17 protein-coding genes are annotated in these 20,489 nt (G+C 70.5%); 10 read left to right on the top strand and 7 right to left on the bottom strand.

Annotated features, from left to right (window positions below):
- Positions 1–15 precede the first annotated feature (15 nt).
- Positions 16–1,146, top strand: a complete 1,131-nt coding sequence (locus tag Q9S71_RS09585) for an alkaline phosphatase family protein (RefSeq protein WP_311862016.1) — start codon at positions 16–18, stop codon at positions 1,144–1,146.
- Between the two features lie 3 nt (positions 1,147–1,149).
- Here the strand turns inward: Q9S71_RS09585 and sepH are convergent, their stop codons facing one another.
- Entirely contained in the window at positions 1,150–2,172 is a 1,023-nt protein-coding gene (gene sepH / locus Q9S71_RS09590) for a septation protein SepH (protein ID WP_217531700.1), read from the bottom strand.
- A gap of 218 nt (positions 2,173–2,390) precedes the next feature.
- Between sepH and Q9S71_RS09595 the strand changes: the two genes are divergently transcribed.
- A complete protein-coding gene (locus Q9S71_RS09595) occupies positions 2,391–2,684 on the top strand; it encodes a DUF4193 domain-containing protein (RefSeq protein WP_018186686.1) in 294 nt (97 codons plus the stop codon).
- A 20-nt stretch (positions 2,685–2,704) separates the two neighbouring features.
- Here Q9S71_RS09595 and Q9S71_RS09600 read toward each other — a convergent pair whose 3' ends face one another.
- Positions 2,705–3,175 carry a DUF3093 domain-containing protein gene (locus Q9S71_RS09600; RefSeq protein WP_311862017.1) on the bottom strand — a complete coding sequence of 157 codons (471 nt, stop codon included), beginning with the start codon at positions 3,173–3,175 and terminating at the stop codon, positions 2,705–2,707.
- A gap of 12 nt (positions 3,176–3,187) precedes the next feature.
- Here Q9S71_RS09600 and dut point away from each other — a divergent pair, with 12 nt between their 5' ends.
- The 7 genes from dut to pepN all read left to right on the top strand — a co-directional run bounded on the left by dut (position 3,188) and on the right by pepN (position 13,286).
- Entirely contained in the window at positions 3,188–3,637 is a 450-nt protein-coding gene (gene dut, locus Q9S71_RS09605) for a dUTP diphosphatase (RefSeq protein ID WP_311862018.1), read from the top strand.
- Positions 3,634–4,218: a DUF3710 domain-containing protein gene (locus tag Q9S71_RS09610; protein WP_064002126.1), complete on the top strand. Its 585-nt coding sequence runs from the start codon at positions 3,634–3,636 to the stop codon at positions 4,216–4,218. The genes dut and Q9S71_RS09610 overlap by 4 nt, the downstream gene beginning before the upstream one ends.
- Positions 4,215–4,994, top strand: a complete 780-nt coding sequence (locus Q9S71_RS09615) for a DUF3159 domain-containing protein (protein WP_217531696.1) — start codon at positions 4,215–4,217, stop codon at positions 4,992–4,994. Before Q9S71_RS09610 ends, Q9S71_RS09615 begins: the two co-directional genes overlap by 4 nt.
- A gap of 42 nt (positions 4,995–5,036) precedes the next feature.
- Positions 5,037–5,678 (top strand): LON peptidase substrate-binding domain-containing protein, encoded by a 642-nt coding sequence (locus Q9S71_RS09620; protein ID WP_311862019.1) that lies wholly within the window; start codon positions 5,037–5,039, stop codon positions 5,676–5,678.
- 150 nt (positions 5,679–5,828) lie between these two features.
- The gene (locus tag Q9S71_RS09625) at positions 5,829–8,693 is read left to right on the top strand and encodes an aconitate hydratase (protein WP_311862021.1); all 2,865 of its coding nucleotides are present in this window, start codon (positions 5,829–5,831) and stop codon (positions 8,691–8,693) included.
- Positions 8,694–8,767: 74 nt separating this feature from the next.
- Positions 8,768–10,735, top strand: a complete 1,968-nt coding sequence (gene dxs / locus Q9S71_RS09630; RefSeq protein WP_311862023.1) for a 1-deoxy-D-xylulose-5-phosphate synthase — start codon at positions 8,768–8,770, stop codon at positions 10,733–10,735.
- A 28-nt stretch (positions 10,736–10,763) separates the two neighbouring features.
- Positions 10,764–13,286, top strand: coding sequence for an aminopeptidase N (gene pepN / locus Q9S71_RS09635; protein WP_311862025.1), 2,523 nt, complete (start codon positions 10,764–10,766; stop codon positions 13,284–13,286).
- Positions 13,287–13,342: 56 nt separating this feature from the next.
- On the opposite strand, the gene Q9S71_RS09640 is transcribed toward pepN, so the two are convergent.
- The 4 genes from Q9S71_RS09640 to Q9S71_RS09655 all read right to left on the bottom strand — a co-directional run bounded on the left by Q9S71_RS09640 (position 13,343) and on the right by Q9S71_RS09655 (position 18,544).
- Positions 13,343–15,484, bottom strand: a complete 2,142-nt coding sequence (locus Q9S71_RS09640) for a 3-hydroxyacyl-CoA dehydrogenase NAD-binding domain-containing protein (RefSeq protein WP_311862026.1) — start codon at positions 15,482–15,484, stop codon at positions 13,343–13,345.
- 11 nt (positions 15,485–15,495) lie between these two features.
- Complete coding sequence (locus Q9S71_RS09645) at positions 15,496–16,701, bottom strand: thiolase family protein (protein ID WP_064002119.1); 1,206 nt, start codon at positions 16,699–16,701, stop codon at positions 15,496–15,498.
- Positions 16,702–16,773: 72 nt separating this feature from the next.
- Positions 16,774–17,970: a ribonuclease D gene (locus Q9S71_RS09650; protein ID WP_311862027.1), complete on the bottom strand. Its 1,197-nt coding sequence runs from the start codon at positions 17,968–17,970 to the stop codon at positions 16,774–16,776.
- Complete coding sequence (locus Q9S71_RS09655; RefSeq protein WP_311862028.1) at positions 17,963–18,544, bottom strand: DUF3000 domain-containing protein; 582 nt, start codon at positions 18,542–18,544, stop codon at positions 17,963–17,965. The genes Q9S71_RS09650 and Q9S71_RS09655 overlap by 8 nt, the downstream gene beginning before the upstream one ends.
- Positions 18,545–18,569: 25 nt before the next feature.
- Between Q9S71_RS09655 and Q9S71_RS09660 the strand changes: the two genes are divergently transcribed.
- Positions 18,570–19,790: an alpha/beta hydrolase family protein gene (locus Q9S71_RS09660; RefSeq protein WP_311862029.1), complete on the top strand. Its 1,221-nt coding sequence runs from the start codon at positions 18,570–18,572 to the stop codon at positions 19,788–19,790.
- Here the strand turns inward: Q9S71_RS09660 and Q9S71_RS09665 are convergent.
- Complete coding sequence (locus Q9S71_RS09665) at positions 19,762–20,466, bottom strand: dihydrofolate reductase family protein (protein ID WP_311862030.1); 705 nt, start codon at positions 20,464–20,466, stop codon at positions 19,762–19,764. The genes Q9S71_RS09660 and Q9S71_RS09665 overlap by 29 nt on opposite strands.
- Positions 20,467–20,489 lie beyond the last annotated feature (23 nt).

Below are 20,489 nucleotides of genomic sequence, written 5' to 3' on the forward strand. Positions count from 1 at the left end.
GGAAGACTGACCCGGATGACTGCCAGCCTACCCGCGGACCCGCCCACGGCCCGGAGCCTCACCGGTGTCGTGCCGCAGATCCTGGCGTCGCTGCAGGGGCGCGGCGAGTGGTTCGCGCCGGCGCGATCGGCGATCGTCGTCATGGTCGACGGACTCGGTCGATCGAACCTCACCGCCCGCGCCGGGTACGCCCGTTTCCTCGCCGGACGCATGACGAAGAAGGATGCCGCGCGCACCGTCTTCCCCGCGACGACCGCAGCGGCGCTGACGAGTCTGCTCACCGGAGAGTCGCCGGGCCGGCACGGCCTCGTCGGCTACCGCGTGCGGGTGCCGGGCACCGACCTGGCACCGAATCAGCTCAAGGGTTGGGAGACCGACGGTCTCGATCCGCTCACGTGGCAGCGCTGCGCGCCGATACTCGAACGCGAGACCGCAGCCGGGCGACCCTGCTTCGTCGTCTCGTCGCCGCGGTACGCCGCGACCGGGTTCACCCGCGCGCTGCAGCGCGGCGCGGAGTTCATCGGGGCCACGACCATCGCCGAGCGCATGGAGCGCTCCGCGGATCTCGCGTTGCGGCATCCTGGCGCCCTCGTCTACACCTACATCCCCGAGCTCGACACGATCGCGCACGCGCGCGGGTGGGAGAGCGACGAATGGTCGGCCGCGCTGGAGACCGTCGACGTGGCGGCGCGCGATCTCGACACGGCGATGGGCGCCCATGCGGGTGCCATCGTCACGGCCGACCACGGGGTGGTCGACGTCCCGCGGCACCGTCACCTGCTCCTGCAGGACGGCGATCCGCTGGTCGACGACGTCCGCATCGTGGGCGGCGAGCCGCGCATGCTCCATCTCTACGCGGAGGAGGGACGCGCGGACGACGTCTTGCGTCGGTGGCACGAGGCCGAGTCCGGAAGGTCCTGGGTGCTGTCGCGCGACGAGGCGGTCGTGGCGGGCCTGTTCGGCGAGGTCGTGGACGCGGAGGTGCTCCCTCGCATCGGCGACGTCCTGGTGGCCGCCCGCTCAGCGGTCGCGTACTACGACGACCGGGAGTCGGACAAGCGGCCGCAGAGCATGATCGGGCAGCACGGATCACTCACCGATCAGGAGCGCGTCGTCCCGATGGTGCGACTGGGGTCGTTCGCCTGACGCTCAGCCGTCCTCGGTGCGGGCGCCGAAGACGATCTCGTCCCACGACGGCATCGACGTGCGTCCGCGGCGGCGCGTCTGCTCGGCCGGAGCCTCGCTCGCCTCGGTCTCGGTGGGTGCCGGCTCGTCGGGGGCGGACTCCTCGGGCGTCTCGAGCGCGTCGAACAGGGCGACCGGGCTCGACGACCGCTGTTCGGTCTGCTCCGTCGGCATCGGCTCGCGCTGTCCGCGGCGGCGGCGGAGCGCCTCGAGGAGGTCGGCCGTCTCCGCGGAGGTCACCGGGGCGTCCGGGGCACGCTTGATCGCGGCCTGCTGTACAGCCGCCGAGGAGGAGGGGCGATCGTCGGTCGCTTCGGCCGCGCCGTCGGGGGCGACGAGCCCGCGGGGACCGAACGATCCGCTGTCGAACCGCGAGGCATCCTTCTGCGGAGCGGTGTCGAGGGCGCGCAGGCGAGGGATGAGGCCCTCCGGGAGGGAGCCTTGCCGGGAGAGCTGCGTCGCGTCGGAGTTCTGGGGTGCGAGCGAGGATCGGCGGGGGTCGAACGACCACCGCGCGTCGTGCTCGACCTCGCCGACGGTGAACTCGAGCTTCACGGTCCAGCCGTTCTGGTCCTTCCAGCTCGTCCACCGTTCGCCGGTCGCGCCCGCCTCGGCGAGCTTCGCGCGCACGGCGTTGCCGAACGTGGGCTGCGCCCCGGGGTCGAGCTCGCCGCCGATCAGCACGGTCACGGCGAGGGCCTGGTCGACGACGTGCTCGCGCTCGGCGAGGACGGGCCCTTCGAAACGCTGGACGTCCTCGACGCGGACTCCGAGCAGCTGGGCGACGTCCTCAGCCGACATCCCGGCACGGATGTGCGCCTGGATGTCGCGGGGGTTGGGGCGGGCGAGTCGAGGTTCGGCGTCGCGCTGCAGGCGGCGCAACTGCGTGCGCAGCGCCTCGTCGACGGCGAGCGAGAAGCGGTCACCGGCGTCGGTCGCGAGCATGAGGCGACCGTCCTCGGTGCCGATCACTTTGAGCTGTTCCATGCGGACGTCCTCCAGATCCAGCGTGTGCGCCCATGGTGTCACGGCGGGCGCCCGGCGACGGGAATATCCCGGGCGTGCCGCGAGTTTGCGGTGAGGCCCCTCCGAAAGGCGGCGGTGACCCGGCGGCCCATTTGCGATTCACGGGTGCGTGATGCAAACTATGGCCGCCCGAACGGGCCGTACCCACTGCAACACCCCGAAAGTTGAGACGTTCTCGCATGGCCACGGATTACGACGCCCCCCGCAAGACCGAAGACGACAGCGAGTCGATCGAGGCTCTGAAGGAACGCGTCCCGGACAAGATGTCCGGCTCGGTCGACGTCGAGGACTCCGACAACCCGAGCGGTTTCGAACTGCCCGGCGCCGACCTCTCCGACGTCGACCTCGACGTCGTCGTCCTGCCTCCGCAGGAGGACGAGTTCACCTGTGTTGAGTGCTTCCTCGTGAAGCACCGCACCCAGATCGACCACCAGACCTCGATCGGTGCCATCTGCACCGAGTGCGCGGCCTGACCGGCCCCGACCTTCAGGTCTCAGCGACCCCGCTGCGCGCGGGTGATCATCGCCGCCACCCTCTCGGGGGTGCGGGACGAGAACACCCACCGCGCCGTGGGGTCGTCTTCGTCTGCGACGGGAACGCGGACGACACCGTCGATGCCTCCGCGCAGGAGGTGCCAGTCGTCGCGGCGGAGGTCGCTGCCGCGGGCGGCCCGCGCGGCCTCGCCGGCGAGGATCTCGGGCTCACCGAGGTCGCTGACGGCGATGTGCGCGCGGCCCACGCGGAGCTCGCCGTCGCTCACCGAGATGACCGGAGCGCCGGCGATGAGTGCCGAGACGAGGCCCACGCCGACGGCCAGACCGACCACGAGCGCGAGGGTCGTGTCGATCGGCGCGAAGGTCACCGCGGCCATCGGTGCGCACACCGCGGCACTGACCAGCAGCCACAGCGACGGGCTCAGCCGCTCGCGGTACGAGGGGGGAGCGGAGCGGTCGGTGTTGTGCATTAGCCTCGGGGGGTGATGGATACCGTGGACGTTCCCATTATCTCGGCTCAGGTCCCCGTCTACGCGCACCCGGGCGACGCGGGCGCCGACCTCGTCGCCACGGAGCGGGTCCGACTCGCCCCCGGGCAGCGCGCCCTGATCGGCACCGGCGTGCGCATCGCGTTGCCCGACGGCTACGTCGCCTTCGTCGTGCCGCGCAGCGGTCTCGCGGCGAAGCACGGCATCACGGTGGTCAACTCCCCGGGGACGGTGGATGCCGGCTACCGCGGCGAGATCAAGGTCACGCTGTTGAACACGGATGCCGCAGAGGCGTTCGACGTCGCGCCCGGCGACCGCATCGCCCAGCTCATCGTCATGCCCGTCTCGCGGGCGACCTTCCTCCCCGTCGACGCGCTTCCCAACAGTGTGCGCGGCGACGGGGGATTCGGATCCACCGGCTATACGACAGGACAACCCGCATGAGCGACGAGCTCGCCCCCAAGTCGGCACCGAGCGATCGTGCCAGCAACGGTCCCTTCGACGAGGCGGAAGCCAATCCCGTCCGTCCGTACATCGATCTCGGCGGCGTGAAGGTGCTGCCCCGCGAGGGCCTGAACCTGCGTCTCGAGGTCGAGGAGCAGACCAAGCGCATCGTGGCCGTCGGCCTCGACTACGCCGGCTCCACGCTGCAGGTCCAGCCCTTCGCCGCGCCGCGCTCGAGCGGCCTGTGGGAGGAGACGCGTGAGCAGATCCGACAGCAGGTGCGCCAGCAGGGCGGTCGCGTCGAGGAGCGCGAGGGCCCGCTCGGTCCCGAGCTGCTCGCCGAGGTCCCCGTCGCGGGAGCCGACGGCGCGGCCGGCAAGCGTCTCGCCCGGTTCGTGGGTGTCGACGGTCCCCGGTGGTTCCTGCGCGGCGTCATCGGCGGAGCCGCCGCGAGCGACATCGACGCTGCGGCGCAGGTCGAGGACCTCTTCCGATCGATCGTCGTGGTGCGGGGAGCGACCCCCATGCCGCCACGCGACCTGATCCCGCTGAAGATGCCCGCCTCTCCCGGCAGCGCATGACCGCGTCGCAGGACCAGGGCGGATCCGACGAGCCCTCGACGCCCCGCCCCGACCTCGTCCCCCCGGTCGCATCCGAGGGTGCGACGGCGTCCGAGCTGCTCGGGCAGGCCCTGGGCGGTGCGGCGAAGCGGGCCGGACTGGATCCGGCCGAGGATGCGACGACCGGTCACGTCGTCTGGCGGGCGATGGGGGGATGGCGCGGCATCGCCGAATCCGTCCTCCCCGGCCTTGTCTTCGTCGTCCTCTTCACGGTCACCGGGCAGGACCTCGTGCTGTCGCTCGTCGCGTCGGTCGGGCTCGCGGCCGTGTTCACGATCATCCGCCTCCTCCAGCGGTCGCCGGCGGCCGCCGCCTTCGGCGGTCTCGTCGCGACGGGCGTCGCTGCCGCGCTCGCGCTGTTCACCGGTCGCGGCGAGGACAACTTCGTCCCCGGGCTGATCACGAACGCCGCGTACGGCACCGGTCTGCTGATCTCGGCACTGATCGGCTGGTCGCTCATCGGACTCGCCGTCGGCTTCCTCATGAACGAGGGCACCGCGTGGCGCGCCGACCGGCGCAAGCGTCGTGCCTTCTTCTGGCTCACGATCGCGTGGGCGGCGTTGTTCTACGCCCGGCTGGCCGTGCAGCTCCCGTTGTACCTCGCGGGAGAGGTCGCAGCACTCGGCACGCTCAAACTCGTCATGGGTCTGCCGCTGTTCGCCCCGATGGTCGCCGTGACATGGCTCGCGGTCCGGGCGCTGTACCCCCCGCGTGTCCCGCGCCTCGACGAGAGCTGAGGAACCACCCCACCGGCGCCGCGGGGCTGATTGACTGAGCCCATGGACGCCGTGCCGATGTTCCCGCTGGGAAGCGTGCTGCTCCCGCACACGCCGCTTGCGCTGCGCGTCTTCGAGCCGCGGTACCTCACGATGATCGGGCGGCTGCTCGATGCCGACGACCCGTCGTTCGGGGTGGTCCTGATCGAGCGCGGATTCGAGGCCGGGGGCGGCGACGAGCGCGCGATGCTCGGAACCCTGGCGCGCATCGTCCGGGTCGAGGCGGGCGCCGAGGACCTGTTCGTGATCGCCGTGGGAGGGGAGCGGATCGCCGTCGACAGGTGGGGTGAGGACGACCCGCATCCCGTGGCGGACGTGTCACCCGTCGCGCCGCTCGCCTGGGACGAGGACCTCCTGCCGCTGCGCCGTGAGGTGGAGCGCGTCGTGCGTCGTGTCGCAACGTTGGCTGCGGTCCTCGACGAAGCGCGGTGGGACCCGGATGCCGAGGTGGCCGACGATCCCGTCGTCTCGACGTGGCAGCTGGCCGCCATGGCCCCGCTGGGGGAGTACGACCGGTTCCGCCTGCTGGGTTCTACGAGCATCGCGGATCTGCTCGAACGGCTGCGCGGGATGTGTCTCGAGGAGGAACCGGTCCTCGTCGCCCGGATCGCGGATGCGGCCGATACGGACGAGGAGGACGTCTGACACACGTGTCGGAGGCGTCCGTGAGGTATCTTGATATCAAGATAGATTTCGCCCGTCACGGTAAGGCAGACCTCACTAGCCGCCGGGACCGGGCGGGGCGAAGATGGGAGGGCCGGCTCACGCCGCGCCCGCCGACGAAGGAGAGCACACGTGTCCACTGTTGACAGCTTCGGTGCGAAGAGCACACTCACGGTCGGCGACACCGACTACGAGATCTTCCGCATCGACACCGTTCCCGGCTACGAGAAGCTTCCGTACAGCCTCAAGATCCTCCTCGAGAACCTGCTCCGCACCGAAGACGGTGCGAACGTCACGAAGGAGCAGATCGAGGCTCTCGGGAACTGGCAGCCCGACGCCGAGCCGAACACCGAGATCCAGTTCACGCCCGCACGCGTCGTGATGCAGGACTTCACCGGTGTCCCGTGCATCGTCGACCTCGCCACGATGCGCGAGGCCGTGACGGCCCTCGGCGGCGACCCCAACAAGATCAACCCGCTCTCGCCCGCCGAGATGGTCATCGACCACTCGGTCATCGCCGACCTCTTCGGCAGCGAGAACGCTCTCGAGCGCAACGTCGAGATCGAGTACGAGCGCAACGGCGAGCGGTACCAGTTCCTGCGCTGGGGCCAGACCGCCTTCGACGACTTCAAGGTCGTCCCGCCCGGCACCGGCATCGTCCACCAGGTCAACATCGAGCACCTGGCCAAGGTCGTCTACGACCGCACCGTCGACGGTGTGCTGCGCGCCTACCCCGACACCTGTGTCGGCACCGACTCGCACACCACGATGGTCAACGGCCTGGGCGTGCTCGGCTGGGGCGTCGGCGGCATCGAGGCCGAGGCCGCGATGCTCGGCCAGCCCGTCTCCATGCTGATCCCGCGCGTCGTTGGCTTCAAGCTGACCGGTGAGATCCCCGCCGGCGTGACCGCCACGGACGTCGTCCTCACGATCACCGACATGCTCCGCAAGCACGGCGTCGTCGGCAAGTTCGTCGAGTTCTACGGCGAGGGCGTCGCCCAGGTGCCGCTCGCCAACCGCGCCACCATCGGCAACATGAGCCCCGAGTTCGGCTCGACCGCCGCCATGTTCCCCGTCGACGACGTCACGCTCGACTACCTGCGTCTGACCGGTCGCGACGAGCAGACCGTCGCGCTCGTCGAGGCGTACGCGAAGGCGCAGTCGCTCTGGCACGACCCGGCGCGCGACCTCAGCTTCAGCGAGTTCATGGAGCTCGACCTCTCGACGGTCGTCCCCTCCATCGCCGGCCCGAAGCGCCCGCAGGACCGCATCCTGCTCTCCGAGGCGAAGAGTCAGTTCGAGAAGGACATCCTCAACTACGCGGATGCCGCCGAGGAGGACTCGGTCGAGATCGAGGGCACGTTCCCCGCCTCCGACCCGGGTACCGCCCCGGGTGTCGAGCACGAGACGGTTTCGGCCGAGGGCGTCTCGCACCAGCACGACCACGAGCACGTCCCCTCGATAATCTCGAGCGGTGCCCGCCACGCGGCATCCAAGCCGGTCAAGGTCACGACGCCCGACGGGCAGTCCTACCTCCTCGACAACGGCGCGGTGACCCTCGCGGCCATCACCTCGTGCACGAACACGTCGAACCCGTCGGTCATGATCGCGGCGGGCCTGCTCGCCAAGAAAGCCACCGACAAGGGCCTGAAGCGCAAGCCGTGGGTCAAGACGACGCTCGGCCCCGGCTCGAAGGTCGTCACGGACTACTACGAGAAGTCCGGGCTCGACAAGGCGCTCGAGGCGCTCGACTTCTACACCGTCGGCTACGGCTGCACGATCTGCATCGGCAACTCGGGCCCGCTCATCGACGAGGTCTCGGCGGCCATCAACGAGAACGACCTGGCCGTCACCGCGGTGCTCTCGGGCAACCGCAACTTCGAGGGTCGCATCAGCCCCGACGTGAAGATGAACTACCTCGCGTCGCCGCCGCTGGTCGTCGCCTACGCCCTCGCCGGGTCGATGAACTTCGACTTCGAGACCGACGCTCTCGGAAAGGACGCGGACGGCAACGACGTGTTCCTGAAGGACATCTGGCCCTCGCCCGACGAGGTGCAGGAGGTCATCGACCACTCGATCTCCCGCGAGCAGTTCATCAAGCAGTACTCGACCGTCTTCGACGGCGACGAGCGCTGGAAGAACCTGCCCACGCCCACCGGTCCCGTCTTCGAATGGGACGAGGACTCGACGTACGTCCGCAAGGCGCCGTACTTCGACGGCATGGAGCGCACCCCCGCACCGGTCACCGACATCTCCGGCGCGCGCGTCATGGCGACGCTCGGCGACTCGGTCACGACCGACCACATCAGCCCGGCCGGGAACATCAAGGCGGGCACCCCCGCCGCGCAGTACCTGACCGAGCACGGGGTCGCGCAGAAGGACTTCAACTCCTACGGCTCGCGCCGCGGGAACCACGAGGTCATGATCCGCGGCACCTTTGCCAACATCCGCCTGAAGAACGAGCTCGTGGCCGCCGTCAACGACGGCAAGGTCGTCGAGGGCGGGTTCACCCGCGACTTCACGCAGCCGGGCGGCCCGCAGTCGTACATCTACGACGCGAGCCAGAACTACCAGGCGCAGGGCACCCCGCTCGTCGTCTTCGGCGGCAAGGAGTACGGCTCGGGCTCGTCGCGCGACTGGGCGGCCAAGGGCACCAGCCTGCTGGGCGTCAAGGCGGTCATCACCGAGAGCTTCGAGCGCATCCACCGCTCGAACCTCATCGGCATGGGTGTCGTGCCGCTCCAGTTCCCCGAGGGGGAGAGCTGGAAGTCGCTCGGCCTCGACGGCACCGAGATCGTCTCGATCACCGGTCTCGAGGAGCTGAACGAGGGCGTCACCCCCAAGACGGTGAAGGTCGTCGCCGAGCCCAGCGAGTTCTCGCCCGAGGGTAAGCAGACGATCGAGTTCGACGCGGTCGTCCGTATCGACACCCCCGGTGAGGCCGACTACTACCGCAACGGCGGCATCCTGCAGTACGTGCTGCGTTCGCTCGTCTGAGGTCCGTTGTCAAGAGGACCCCGGCTCCGCGTGGAGTCGGGGTCCTCTCGCGTAGGGCCACGTAGACTCTGGACATGAGTCTTCTCGAGGGAATTACCGGTCCACGTGACCTCGACCGATTCTCGAGCGAGGAGCTCCATATCCTCGCCGACGAGATCCGGACCTTCCTCGTCGAGAACGTCTCCCGCACCGGTGGCCACCTCGGCCCGAACCTGGGCGTCGTCGAGCTCACGATCGCGCTCCACCGTGTGTTCGACTCGCCGAACGACCCCATCATCTTCGACACGGGGCATCAGTCCTACGTCCACAAACTGCTGACCGGGCGACAGGACTTCTCGAAGCTCCGCTCCCGCGGCGGCCTCGCCGGCTACCCGCAGCGGTCGGAGAGCCCGCACGACGTCGTCGAGTCCTCGCATGCGTCGAGCTCGCTGAGCTGGGCCGACGGCGTCTCGCGTGCCCTCACCCGCACCGGGCGCAAGGACCGTCACGTCGTCGCCGTCGTCGGTGACGGATCGCTGACGGGCGGGATGACGTGGGAAGCGCTCAACAACATCTCCGACGACAACGACCGCAACCTCGTCATCGTCGTCAACGACAACGGCCGGTCGTACGCGCCGACCATCGGTGGCATGGCCCGCTACCTCAACCGCGTGCGCACCGCCGACAGCTACAAGACGCTCCGTCGCAGCTCCGCGCACGTCTCACGCCTGTTCGGCCCGGTCGGGCGCGCGGTCTACCGCGGTGTGCGCGGCGGCACCCACGGGTTCCTCTCCCGGTTCACGAACAACATCGCGCTCTACTCCAACCTCGACATCAAGTACCTCGGTCCCGTCGACGGGCACGACCTCGACGCGATGGAGGAGACCCTCCGCCTCGCGAAGGAGTACGGCGCCCCGGTCATCGTGCACGCGATCACCGACAAGGGGCGCGGCTTCGAGCCGGCCCGGCGTGACGAGGCCGACCAGTTCCACGCGGTCGGCAAGATCGACCCCGTCACGGGTGAGCCCATCGGAGCCTCGGATGCCGTGGCGTGGACCGACGTGTTCGCGGACGCCCTCGTCGACGCCGGCGACCGGCGCGAGGACATCATCGCGATGACCGCCGCGATGCTCCGCCCGACAGGTCTGCAACCGTTCGCGCAGCGGTTCCCCGACCGCGTGTACGACGTGGGCATCGCCGAGCAGCACGCGGTCGCCTCGGCCGCCGGTCTCGCGTTCGGCGGACTCCACCCCGTCGTTGCGATCTACGCAACCTTCATGAACCGCGCGTTCGACCAGGTCATGATGGACGTCGCCCTCCACAAGGCGGGCGTCACCTTCGTCCTCGACCGCTCGGGTGTCACCGGCCCCGACGGCCCCAGCCACCACGGCATCTGGGACCTCGCCATGCTGCAGCTCGTCCCCGGCATCCGCCTGGCGGCACCCCGCGACGGCGAGCGGCTGCGCGAACTGTTCGACGAGGCCATCACGGTCGAGGACGCCCCGACCGTCGTGCGCTTCCCGAAGGGGTCCGTACCCGACGCCCTCGAGGCGATCGAGCGGCTCGAGGACGGTACCGACGTCCTTTACCGCAGCGGTGCGGAGGACGTGCTCCTGGTCGGGATCGGACCCATGGCCCACCTCGCCGTCGACGTCGCCGAACGTCTGCGGGCGCAGGGCATCGGGTCGACCGTCGTGGATCCTCGATGGGCCGTGCCCATCCGCCCCGCGATCGTCGACCTGGCGGCATCCCACCGCCTCGTGATCACGATCGAGGACGGCATCCGCGTCGGCGGCGTCGGCACCCGCGTCCGGCAGGTGCTGCGCGAGGCCGGTGTGTCGACCGCGGTCGATGAGCTGGGGCTCCCCGACGAGTTCATCGACCACGCGAGTCGCGAGCAGATCCTCGCGGATGCGGGGCTCACGGCACCGAAGATCGCGCAGGACGTGGTCGCTCAGGTCCTCGGCACCCGCGTGCCGATCGCCCGGCAATCGACCGACGACGCGGTGTGGTCCTCGCAGGACGTCGAACTGCGCGGCCCCGCCGACTCCGCGTCGGACTGACGTCGCCCCTGCGTGACAGCATGGAGGGATGCAGACACCGCAGCATCCCGGCGATGAGAACCTGAGTCGAGAGGATGCCGCGGCCCGCGCATCCGTCGTCACGCTCGAGACGATCGAGGTCGACCTCGACGTGCGATCGGCGTCCGACCCGGCGCGCGAGGACTTCGAGACGCAGAGCATCCTCCGCTTCGACGCGGCGACCTCGGAGACCTGGGTGGACTTCCTGGGCGCGTCGGTCGACGAGGTGGAGATCAACGGGGAGACCCGAAAGGTCGACTGGGACGGGGCCCGCATCCGACTGACGGGCCTGGCCGAACGCAACACGGTGCGGATCCGCGCGCGCGGCCGGTACAGCCGGTCGGGTGAGGGTCTGCACCGCTTCACCGACCCGGTCGACGGCGCGGTGTACCTCTACACGCAGTACGAGCCCGCCGACAGCCGCCGGGTCTACCCCTGCTTCGAGCAGCCCGATCTGAAGGCGCGGTGGACTTTCCACGTTACGGCCGCGGGCGACGGCGTCATCCTCTCCGGCGGTGCGGAGACCGGGCGCACCGACGTCGACGGCGGCGTCCGGGTCTCGTTCGCCGAGACACCGCCGCTCTCGAGCTACGTCACCGCGGTCGCGGTGGGCCCGTACCACCGTGTGGACGGTGTGTGGCGAGGCGAACGCCAGAGCGTCGACCTCGGGGTGCTCTGTCGTGCCTCGCTCGCGGAGCACCTCGACGCGGACGAAATCCTCGACATCACCCGTCGCGGTCTGGACTTCTTCACGAGCGCGTTCGACCAGGACTACCCGTGGGGCAAGTACGACCAGATCTTCGTCCCGGAGTATAACCTCGGCGCGATGGAGAACCCCGGGCTGGTGACCTTCACCGAGGCGTACGTCTTCCGGGGAGCGGCGACGGCGGCCCAGCGCGAAGCCAGGTCGAACACGATCCTGCACGAGATGGCCCACATGTGGTTCGGCGACCTCGTGACGATGCGGTGGTGGGACGACCTGTGGCTCAAGGAGTCGTTCGCCGACTTCATGGGGACCCACGCGAACGTCGCGACGGGGCTCCACCCGGATGCCTGGGTCACCTTCGCGAGCCGGCGGAAGGGCTGGGCGTACGTGCAGGACCAGCTGCCGACGACGCATCCGATCGTCGCCGACATCCCCGATCTCGAGGCGGCCAAGCTCAACTTCGACGGGATCACCTACGCCAAGGGCGCCTCGGTCCTGAAGCAGCTCGTGGGCTTCGTCGGCGAGGAGGCGTTCTTCCGCGGAGCGCGCCGCTACTTCGCGGCGCACGCCTACGGCAACACGACGCTGGAGGACCTCCTGGCGGCTCTCGAAGAGGCCTCGGGCCGCGACCTGCGGTCGTGGAGCGCCGCGTGGCTCGAGACGACGGGTCTGCCCACCCTCACGACCGAGCGTGCCCCCCTCGCGGTCGCGCAGGACGTCGCGAGGCCCCATGCCGTCCGCGTCGGGCTCTGGAACGACGAGGGCGGGCGGCTCGTGGCCCGCGGCGACGTCGCCGTCGACCTGTTCGAGGAGCGGACGGTCGTGACCGCCCCCGTCCTCCCCGACGCCGCTGTGGTCGTGGCGAACGTCGACGACCGGTCGTACGCGAAGGTGCGGCTCGACGACCGGTCGCTCGAGGCGGTCCAGGAGGGTCTGTCGACCATGCCGGATGCGGTCGCGCGGGGCGTCGTCTGGGCTGCGCTGTGGAACGCCGTCCGGGACGGCGAGCTCGCGGCATCCGTCTACCTCGCCATCGCGGCGCGGCATGCGCCGCAGGAACCGCACCCCGCCCTGCTCGCGGACGTCCTCGCCCACGCGGCCTTCGCGGTCCGCCACTACGTCCCGGACGCCGCCCGTGCCGCGGCGGCGGATGCGTGGCTCGACACCGCCGGGGCCGCGATGGACGCCGCGGCCCCCGGTTCGGACGCGCAGCTCATCTGGGCGCGTGCCGTCGGGGTGGCCGCTGAGCTGTCGGACGGTCGCGCCGAGCTGATGACGGCGATCCTCGACGGTCGGGCCCCGACTCCCGAGGGGCTCGCGCTCGACCCCGACCTGCGCTGGGGGTGGGTGTTCGGACTCGCCGCCTCGGGCCGGGCGGACGCGACGCGGATCGAGGAGGAGGCGGCGCGGGATGCCACATCGTCGGGCCGTACGGCGCGGCTGGCCGCTCTCGCGGCTCGGCCCGAGGCATCCGTCCGTGCCGATGCGTGGCGCGCGGCGTGGGACGACCCGACGCTGACGAACGATCATCTGGACGCGGTCATCCGGGGCGTCCGGGCGGGCCGGAGCCGGTCGCTCGTCGCGGCGTTCGACGACGATCACTTCGCCCGCATCCTGCCGGTCTGGCGCTCGCGCAGCATCGAGATCGCGGCGCGTCTGGTGCGGGGGCTGTTCCCCGCCACGGAGGACACCGCGGCGGTCGACGCGTGGCTGGCCGAACATCCGGACGCGCCGGGCTCGCTCCGCCGCATCGTCCTGGAGGAGCGCGACCACCTGGCGCGCGACCTGCGGGTCCGTGCGGCCCAGGCGGTGCTCGAGGCACGCTGACGCACGGGAGCGGCCCCGGGGATCCACCCCGGGGCCGCTCCCGTCCTGCCGTCCGATCAGGCGATGCCGCGGATCGGCGGGTGGTGGAACGTGTCACCGAACACCCGCTCGCTGGCTCCCTCGCGGTCGAGGTACGGCGTGGCGCCACCGTCGATGAAGGGCCAACCCGCGCCGAGGATGAGGCAGAGGTCGATGTCCTCGACCTCGGGCACGACGCCCTCGTCGAGCATCAGCTTGATCTCCTGCGCGAGGCCGTCCTGCACCCGGCGGAGGATCTCCTGAGCGGATGCCGGTGTCGATCCGGTCGCCTTCTTCGCGACCTTCTCGGCGGCCTTCGTGAAGCCGGTCACCCGGCCCCCCTTGTCCTTCTCGACGACCGCGTCGAGCGCGGCGAGCTCGTGGAAGTTCTCGTTCGCGTAGAAGCGGTCGGGGAAGGCGCGAACCATCGTGTCCTGCACGTGAGCGGCGACCTTCCAGCCGACGAGGTCGATCAGCTGGAACGGACCCATGGGCAGGCCCAGCGGAGCGAACGCCTTCTCGACATCGGCGACGGGTGTGCCCTCGTAGACGGCGCGGGCCGCCTCGCCCATGACCTTGGCGAGCAGTCGGTTCACGACGAAGCCGGGCGCATCGGCAGTGAGGACCGCGTTCTTGCCGAGGCCCTTCGCGACGACGAACGCGGTCGACAGGGCGGCATCCGAGGTCTTCGGCGTCTTCACGACCTCGATGAGCGGCATGACCGCGACCGGGTTGAAGAAGTGGAAGCCGACGAGCCGCTCGGGGTGCGCGAGCTTCGCGCCGATCTCCTCGACCGACAGCGACGAGGTGTTCGTCGCGAGGATGGCGTCCTCGGCCACCACGGCCTCGATCTCGGCGAAGACGGCCTGTTTGACGCCGACCTCTTCGAAGACGGCTTCGATGACGAAGTCGCAGTCCGCGTACGCGGACTTGTCCGTCGTCCCGGTCACGAGGGCGCGCAGCTTGTTGGCGGTGTCGCCGTCGAGCCGGCCCTTCGCCTCGAGCTTGCCGATCTCGTCGTGGATGTACGCGACACCCTTGTCGACGCGCGCCTGGTCGAGGTCCGTGATGAGCACGGGCACCTGCAGCTTGCGCACGAACAGCAGCGCGAACTGGCTGGCCATGAGTCCCGCACCGATGACGCCGACCTTCGTGACCTTCTTCGCGAGAGCCTTGTCGGGCGCACCGACCGGCCGCTTCGCGCGCTTCTGCACGAGGTCGAACGCGTACATGGATGCCGCGAACTGGTCGCCCGTGACGAGCGAGGCGAGCGCCTCATCCTCCCGCGCGAAGCCCTCGGCCTTGGTGCCGCTCTTGGCCTTGTCGAGCAGGTCGAGAGCCACGTACGGCGACCGGGGCACCGTTCCGATCTTCGACTCGAGCATGCCGCGGGCCATCTTGATCGCGATGGGCCACTTGGTGAGGCGCTCGATCTTGCCGGGGGCGTTCTTACGCTCGACCTTGACGGCGCCGGTGAGGACGTCGTCGGCCCAGCGCAGCGACGATTCGAGGTAGCTCGAGGCGGGGAAGATCGCGTCCATGATGCCGAGGTCGTACGCCTGCTGCGGCTTGAGCACCCGGTTCTGCTTCAGCGGGTTCGAGATGACGACCTCGAGGGCGTTCTCGATGCCGATGAGGTTCGGCAGCAGGTACGCGCCGCCCCAGCCGGGGATGATCCCGAGGAAGACCTCCGGGAGGGCGATCGCCGCAGCCGAGGCATCCACCGTCCGGTAGGTCGAGTTCAGCGCGATCTCGAGGCCGCCGCCGAGCGCGAGCCCGTTCACGAACGCGAACGAGGGCACGCCGAGGTCGGACAGCTTGCCGAGCACGTGATGGCCGAGCTGGGCGATGAGTCGCGCGTTCTCCACCGAACCGACGTTGCTGACCTCGCTGAGGTCGGCGCCGGCGGCCAGGATGTACTGCTTGCCGGTGATGCCGACGGCGTCGATCTCGCCCGCGGCCGCGCGCGTCGCCAGGGTGTCGAGCGTCGCGCCGAGCTCGGTGAGCGTCGCCGGACCCAGCGTGTTGGGGCGGGTGTGGTCGCGGCCGTTGTCGAGCGTGATGAGGGCGAGGACCTTGCCGCTGGCGAGCGTGATGTCGCGGACGGGGGAGTGGGTCACGACCTCGCTGTCGGAGAGGGCGAGAAGGGGCGAGAAGTCGATCCGGTCGTAGTTCGTCATGGTCGGCTGCCTCACTTCTTCTTCTTGCCGTTGTAGTGCGGGTTCTCCCAGATGACGGAGCCTCCCTGTCCGAGGCCGACGCACATCGCGGTGAGGCCGTAACGGACGTCGGGTCGCTCCGCGAAGTGCGCCGCCAGCTGGATCATGAGGCGGACACCGGATGCCGCCAGCGGGTGCCCGAGCGCGATCGCGCCGCCCCAGGGGTTCACGCGCGGATCGTCGTCGGCGATGCCGAAATGGTCGAGCAGCGAGATGACCTGCACGGCGAAGGCCTCGTTCAGCTCGAACAGGCCGATGTCGTCGATCGTGAGGCCCGCCTTCTTCAGCGCCTTCTCGGTCGAGGGGATCGGGCCGATGCCCATGATCTCGGGCTGGACGCCCGCGAAGGCGAACGAGACCATCCGCATCTTCGGGGTGAGCCCCAGTTCCTTGACCGCGCCGCCGCCGGCGAGGAGCGACATGGTCGCGCCGTCGGTAAGGGGGGAGGATGTGCCGGCCGTCACGCGACCGTGCGGGCGGAACGGCGTCTTGAGGGCGGCGAGGTCCGCCATCGTCGTCTGCGGACGACGGCCCTCATCCTCGGTCGCCAGTCCCCACGCGCCTTCGGCATCCTTCACCGCGACGGGCACGAGGTCGGGCTGGAACTTGCCGGCTTCGTAGGCGGCCTGGGCCTTGTGCTGGCTCAGCATGCCGAACCGGTCGGAGCGCTCCTTCGTGAGCTGCGGGAACCGGTCGAAGATGCGCTCCGCCGTGACTCCCATGTTGAGGGCGCCGGGATCGACCATCTTCTCGGCGACGAACCGCGGGTTGGGGTCGGCGTTGCCCCCGATCGGGTAGTGCCCCATGTGCTCCACACCGCCCGCGAGCGCGACGTCGTACATGCCGACGCCGATCGCCCCGGCCATCGTGGTGACGCTCGTCATGGCGCCCGCGCACATCCGGTCGATGGCGAAGCCGGGGACCGTCTGCGGAAGCCCCGCGAGGATCGCCACCGACCGCCCCAGGGTCAGCCCCTGCTCGCCGGTCTGGCTCGTCGCGGCGATCGCGACGTCGTCGACGCGCTCAGCCGGGACGTCGGGGTTCCGTTCCATGAGGCCGATCGTCGCCTTGACGGCGAGGTCGTCGGCGCGCGTGTTCCAATACATGCCCTTTTCGCCCGCACGCCCGAACGGGGTGCGCATTCCGTCGACGAAATAGACGTCCGAAAGCTCGGCCACACTGCCTCCAATGATTGGGTTCCCACCCAGCCTAAGGAGGCCGCGATACCGCGAAAATCGGTTGGGTCGAACCTACGAAGCGGTCTCGGATGCCGCGTCGGGCACCTGCACGGAATCGACAAAGGCCGTGGCGATCACCTGTGCAGTCTGTGCAATCTGCCAGGGGCGCGCGCCCAGCTCGCCGAGGGCGTCGCCGATCGACTCGGCCGTCACTTCGGCCGGCGGATGCCAGGCCACACGGCGGAGCAGGTCGGGCGTCAGGAGGTTCTCCGTCGGCATCCCCAGCTCTTCGGCGCGCGCCTCCACGAGAGGCCGGGCGGCCTTCAGGCGCGCGTCCGCCGCGGGGTTGCGGTCGGCCCATGCGCGAGGCGGCGGCATTCCGTCACCCGGGCCCCGCTCGGCGGGCAGGGCGGGATCTGCGCGCCCCGCCTCGATGGCCGCCCACCAGCGGTCCAGCTGGCTGCGGCTCGCGCGTCCCGTGAACTCCTTCACTCGGGCGAGGTCCTGCTTGGTCGCGGGGTCTGCGATGACGGCCGCGACCAGCGCGCGGTCGGGCACGAGCCGTCCCGGGGAGACGTCCTCTTCGCGGGCGTAGTCCTCGCGGGCCTGCCACAGCGAACGGGCGACGGCGAGCGCGCGGCGACCGCGCACCGTGTGGAGCCCGCTCAGCCGGCGCCACGGCTCTTCGCGCGGCGGCTTGGGGGCGCGGGTGCGCACTGCCTCGAACTCCTCCTGGGCGAAGGCGGTCTTGCCCTGTTCATTGAGTTCGGTCGCCAGGGCGTCGCGGACGTCGATCAGGTGCAGCACGTCCAGCGCGGCGTACTCGAGCCACCCCTGGGGGAGCGGCCGCGTCGACCAGTCCGCGGCCGAGTGCGCCTTGGCCAGGGTGATGCCGAGCGTGTCCTCGACGACGGCGCCCAGACCCACCCGGTCGTGACCGAGCAGTCGGGCGGCGAGTTCGGTGTCGAAGATGCGGGGCGGCTCGAGTCCGGCCTCGCGCAGCGACGGCAGATCCTGGCTGGCGGCGTGCAGCACCCACTCCTCGTCGCCGATCGCCGCCTGCAGGGCGGAGAGGTCGCCGATCGCGGGCGGGTCGAACAGGAACACCTCGCTGCCGCGCCGGTAGACCTGGATGAGGTAGGCGCGTTGCGAGTAGCGGAAGCCCGACGCCCGCTCGACGTCGACGGCCACGGGACCGTGACCGGCCGCCAGGCGCGACGCTGCGGCCGCCGCCGCATCCAGATCGGCGATGACCTCGTATTCAGCCACGTGTACTCCGCTGTCCGCCGAACACGGCGATGTTCTCCGAACCCGGGGGGAGCCCTGCCAACATGCAGACCAGCTCGCCCCAGGCGTCCATGTGACCGGTCGGATCCCCATCGGGGGACCACGACGCGCGGAGTTCGATCTGCGCACCGTCGCCCTCGGCGGCCAGCGTTCCGAAACCCTTCGAGAGGGTCTTGGTCGCTGTGCCGGATGCCGCGTGGAACGTCGCTCCACGCGCTGCGAGGGCATCGACCAGCCATGACCAGGCTACGTCGGCCAGCAGCGGATCGGTGCCGATCTCGGGTTCGAGAGGGGCCTGCGCGAAGCAGACGATCCGCCAGGGGCCGCCCCAGGCATCCGGTTCCGAGGCGTCGTGGAGGATGACGATCCGGCCCGTCCCGTAAGGGGATTCACCGTCGTTGTCCGGACGCACGTCGCCCGCGAAGGCGATGGCCTCGGGAGCGAGGGATGCCGGTGCGGCGATCTCGCGCACGACGAAGTCCTCGCGGAAGTGCAGGGCGCGCAACGCGTCGCTCACAGCGAGGAACTCCGGCGTCCCGGTCGGGGGTTCGGTCACGGCGACAGACTAGAGTGAGGGCACCATGAAGGCTTCCAGGCGCGCCGTCCCCGACGCGGCCCGACCCGGGACCGTTCCCACGATGCGCAGCACGGTCGTCGCGCTCACCACGGCGCTCGTCAGTACGACGGGACTGCTGGCCCTCCTCGCCGGTCGCGTCGCGCGGCGCGTCGTGACGCTCTCCGCTCGGGTGCCGGACACGACCCTCGTCGACGTCGACGTCGCCGCGCAGACCATCACGCTCTCGCGCTCGGCGGACACCGTCCTGCCGGGGCGTTACGGCCTGTTCACCACCGGGACGCAGAGTTACATCAAGCTCGGCACCGTGCTCGCCGCGGGGAGGGACACCGTCACCCGGAAGCTCCTCACCCAGATCGACGAGTCGGATCGCCTCGACGCCGCCGCAGCCTTCAGCGGGTGGTACTTCGCCGATCCCGCCGAATTGCATCTCCCGTTCGAGGAGGTCTCGGTCAGCACTTCGCTCGGGTCGTGCCCCGCGTGGGTGTTCCCCGCGGACGGCGGGAGCGACGTCTGGGCGGTGCACATCCACGGACGCGGCACGACGCGTGCGGAGACCCTGCGTGCCGTGCCGGTCTTCCATGCCGCGGGGATCACCTCGATGCTCACCTCCTACCGCAACGATGCCGACGCCCCGCGCAGCCGCGGAGGGAGTTCGGCACTGGGCGCGACCGAGTGGCGCGACGTCGACCGCGCGATCGGCTACGCCCGTCGCGCCGGGGCGCGGCGCATCATCCTCATGGGGTGGTCGATGGGCGGCGCGATCGCGCTGCAGCTGGCGGCGGGATCCGCCCACCGCGACCTCATCGTCGGCGTCATCCTCGACTCGCCCGTCGTCGACTGGCGCCGCGTGCTGACGCATCACGCCGACCTCACCCGCATCCCGCGCCCGCTGACGCATCTCGCCCTCGACGCGCTGACCCGCCCGTGGGCGTCGTCGCTGACGGGGGCGGGCGACCCGATCCCGTGGGACCGTCTCGACGTTCTCGCCCGGGCGGACGAGCTCGTCGCGCCGATCCTGATCCTGCACAGCGCGGCGGACGACTTCGTGCCGCCGGCGGCCTCCCGTGCGCTGCGGGATCGACGTCCCGACCTCGTCACGCTCGATGAGTTCGAGGGGGCCCGGCACACGAAGCTGTGGAACTACGACGAGGAGCGCTGGACCTCGGACATCCGCGACTGGCTGTCGGCGCGGGGCCTCACCGGCGACGCAGACGCAGGTAACTGAATCCGTCGTCGTCGACGAGCACGCCCGCGGGTGTCGTGTCGACGGCGTCCGCCAGCGGCAGGAACGGTCCGGCGCTCGGGACCAACCGGGGCGCTGTCGTGATGCAGTACTCGTCGACGACGTCGGCCGCGGCGAACTGTCCGGCCAACGACGGGCCGCCCTCGCAGACGATGCGTCGGATGCCGCGGTCGGCGAGTGCGGAGAGGATGCCGGGCACCGGCATCCGTCCGTCGTCCAGCGTGACGCGGACGATGGTGACACCGGGCACGGGGCGCGGGATCGGCGCGTCCGGGGGCAGCAGGAGGAGCGCCTGGTCTTCGGGTCCGTCGGCGGCGGGTTCGAGTCGGTGCCCGGCGAGGTCACCCGCTCGCGACACGACCACGAGGCGGGAGCGACGGGGGAGGACGTACCCCTCGGCTCGCACGGTCTGCGCTCCCACGACGACGGCGTCCGCGCCCGCGCGGATGACGCCCAGGATCGCGCGGTCGGCGCGGTTCGTGAGGGTGTCGCTCGTGCCGTCCGGGCCGACGGCCGACCCCGTCAAGGAGGTGATCATGTTGAGGCGGACCCAGGCGTCCGCGGCCGGCGCGTACCGGTCGGCCAACCATGCGCGCCCCTCGGGCGTCGCGGCATCCACCCGCTCCCCGGTCGACGGCAGCACCTCGGTCACCCACACGCCGCCATCCTCGCACGCGCTGC

Origin of the sequence: Microbacterium gawkjiense, from assembly GCF_031932225.1 — a bacterium.
GTDB classification, from domain to species: domain Bacteria; phylum Actinomycetota; class Actinomycetes; order Actinomycetales; family Microbacteriaceae; genus Microbacterium; species Microbacterium gawkjiense.

What these genes read in the sequence shown, in the direction of transcription:
- Q9S71_RS09585 (WP_311862016.1), top strand. Translation starts at nt 16, where the DNA reads ATGACTGCCAGCCTACCCGCGGACCCGCCCACGGCCCGGAGCCTCACC.
- Q9S71_RS09595 (WP_018186686.1), top strand. Translation starts at nt 2,391, where the DNA reads ATGGCCACGGATTACGACGCCCCCCGCAAGACCGAAGACGACAGCGAG.
- Q9S71_RS09660 (WP_311862029.1), top strand. Translation starts at nt 18,570, where the DNA reads ATGAAGGCTTCCAGGCGCGCCGTCCCCGACGCGGCCCGACCCGGGACC.
- sepH (WP_217531700.1), bottom strand. Translation starts at nt 2,172, where the DNA reads ATGGAACAGCTCAAAGTGATCGGCACCGAGGACGGTCGCCTCATGCTC.
- dxs (WP_311862023.1), top strand. Translation starts at nt 8,768, where the DNA reads ATGAGTCTTCTCGAGGGAATTACCGGTCCACGTGACCTCGACCGATTC.
- Q9S71_RS09640 (WP_311862026.1), bottom strand. Translation starts at nt 15,484, where the DNA reads ATGACGAACTACGACCGGATCGACTTCTCGCCCCTTCTCGCCCTCTCC.
- Q9S71_RS09620 (WP_311862019.1), top strand. Translation starts at nt 5,037, where the DNA reads ATGGACGCCGTGCCGATGTTCCCGCTGGGAAGCGTGCTGCTCCCGCAC.
- pepN (WP_311862025.1), top strand. Translation starts at nt 10,764, where the DNA reads ATGCAGACACCGCAGCATCCCGGCGATGAGAACCTGAGTCGAGAGGAT.
- Q9S71_RS09600 (WP_311862017.1), bottom strand. Translation starts at nt 3,175, where the DNA reads ATGCACAACACCGACCGCTCCGCTCCCCCCTCGTACCGCGAGCGGCTG.
- Q9S71_RS09610 (WP_064002126.1), top strand. Translation starts at nt 3,634, where the DNA reads ATGAGCGACGAGCTCGCCCCCAAGTCGGCACCGAGCGATCGTGCCAGC.
- Q9S71_RS09615 (WP_217531696.1), top strand. Translation starts at nt 4,215, where the DNA reads ATGACCGCGTCGCAGGACCAGGGCGGATCCGACGAGCCCTCGACGCCC.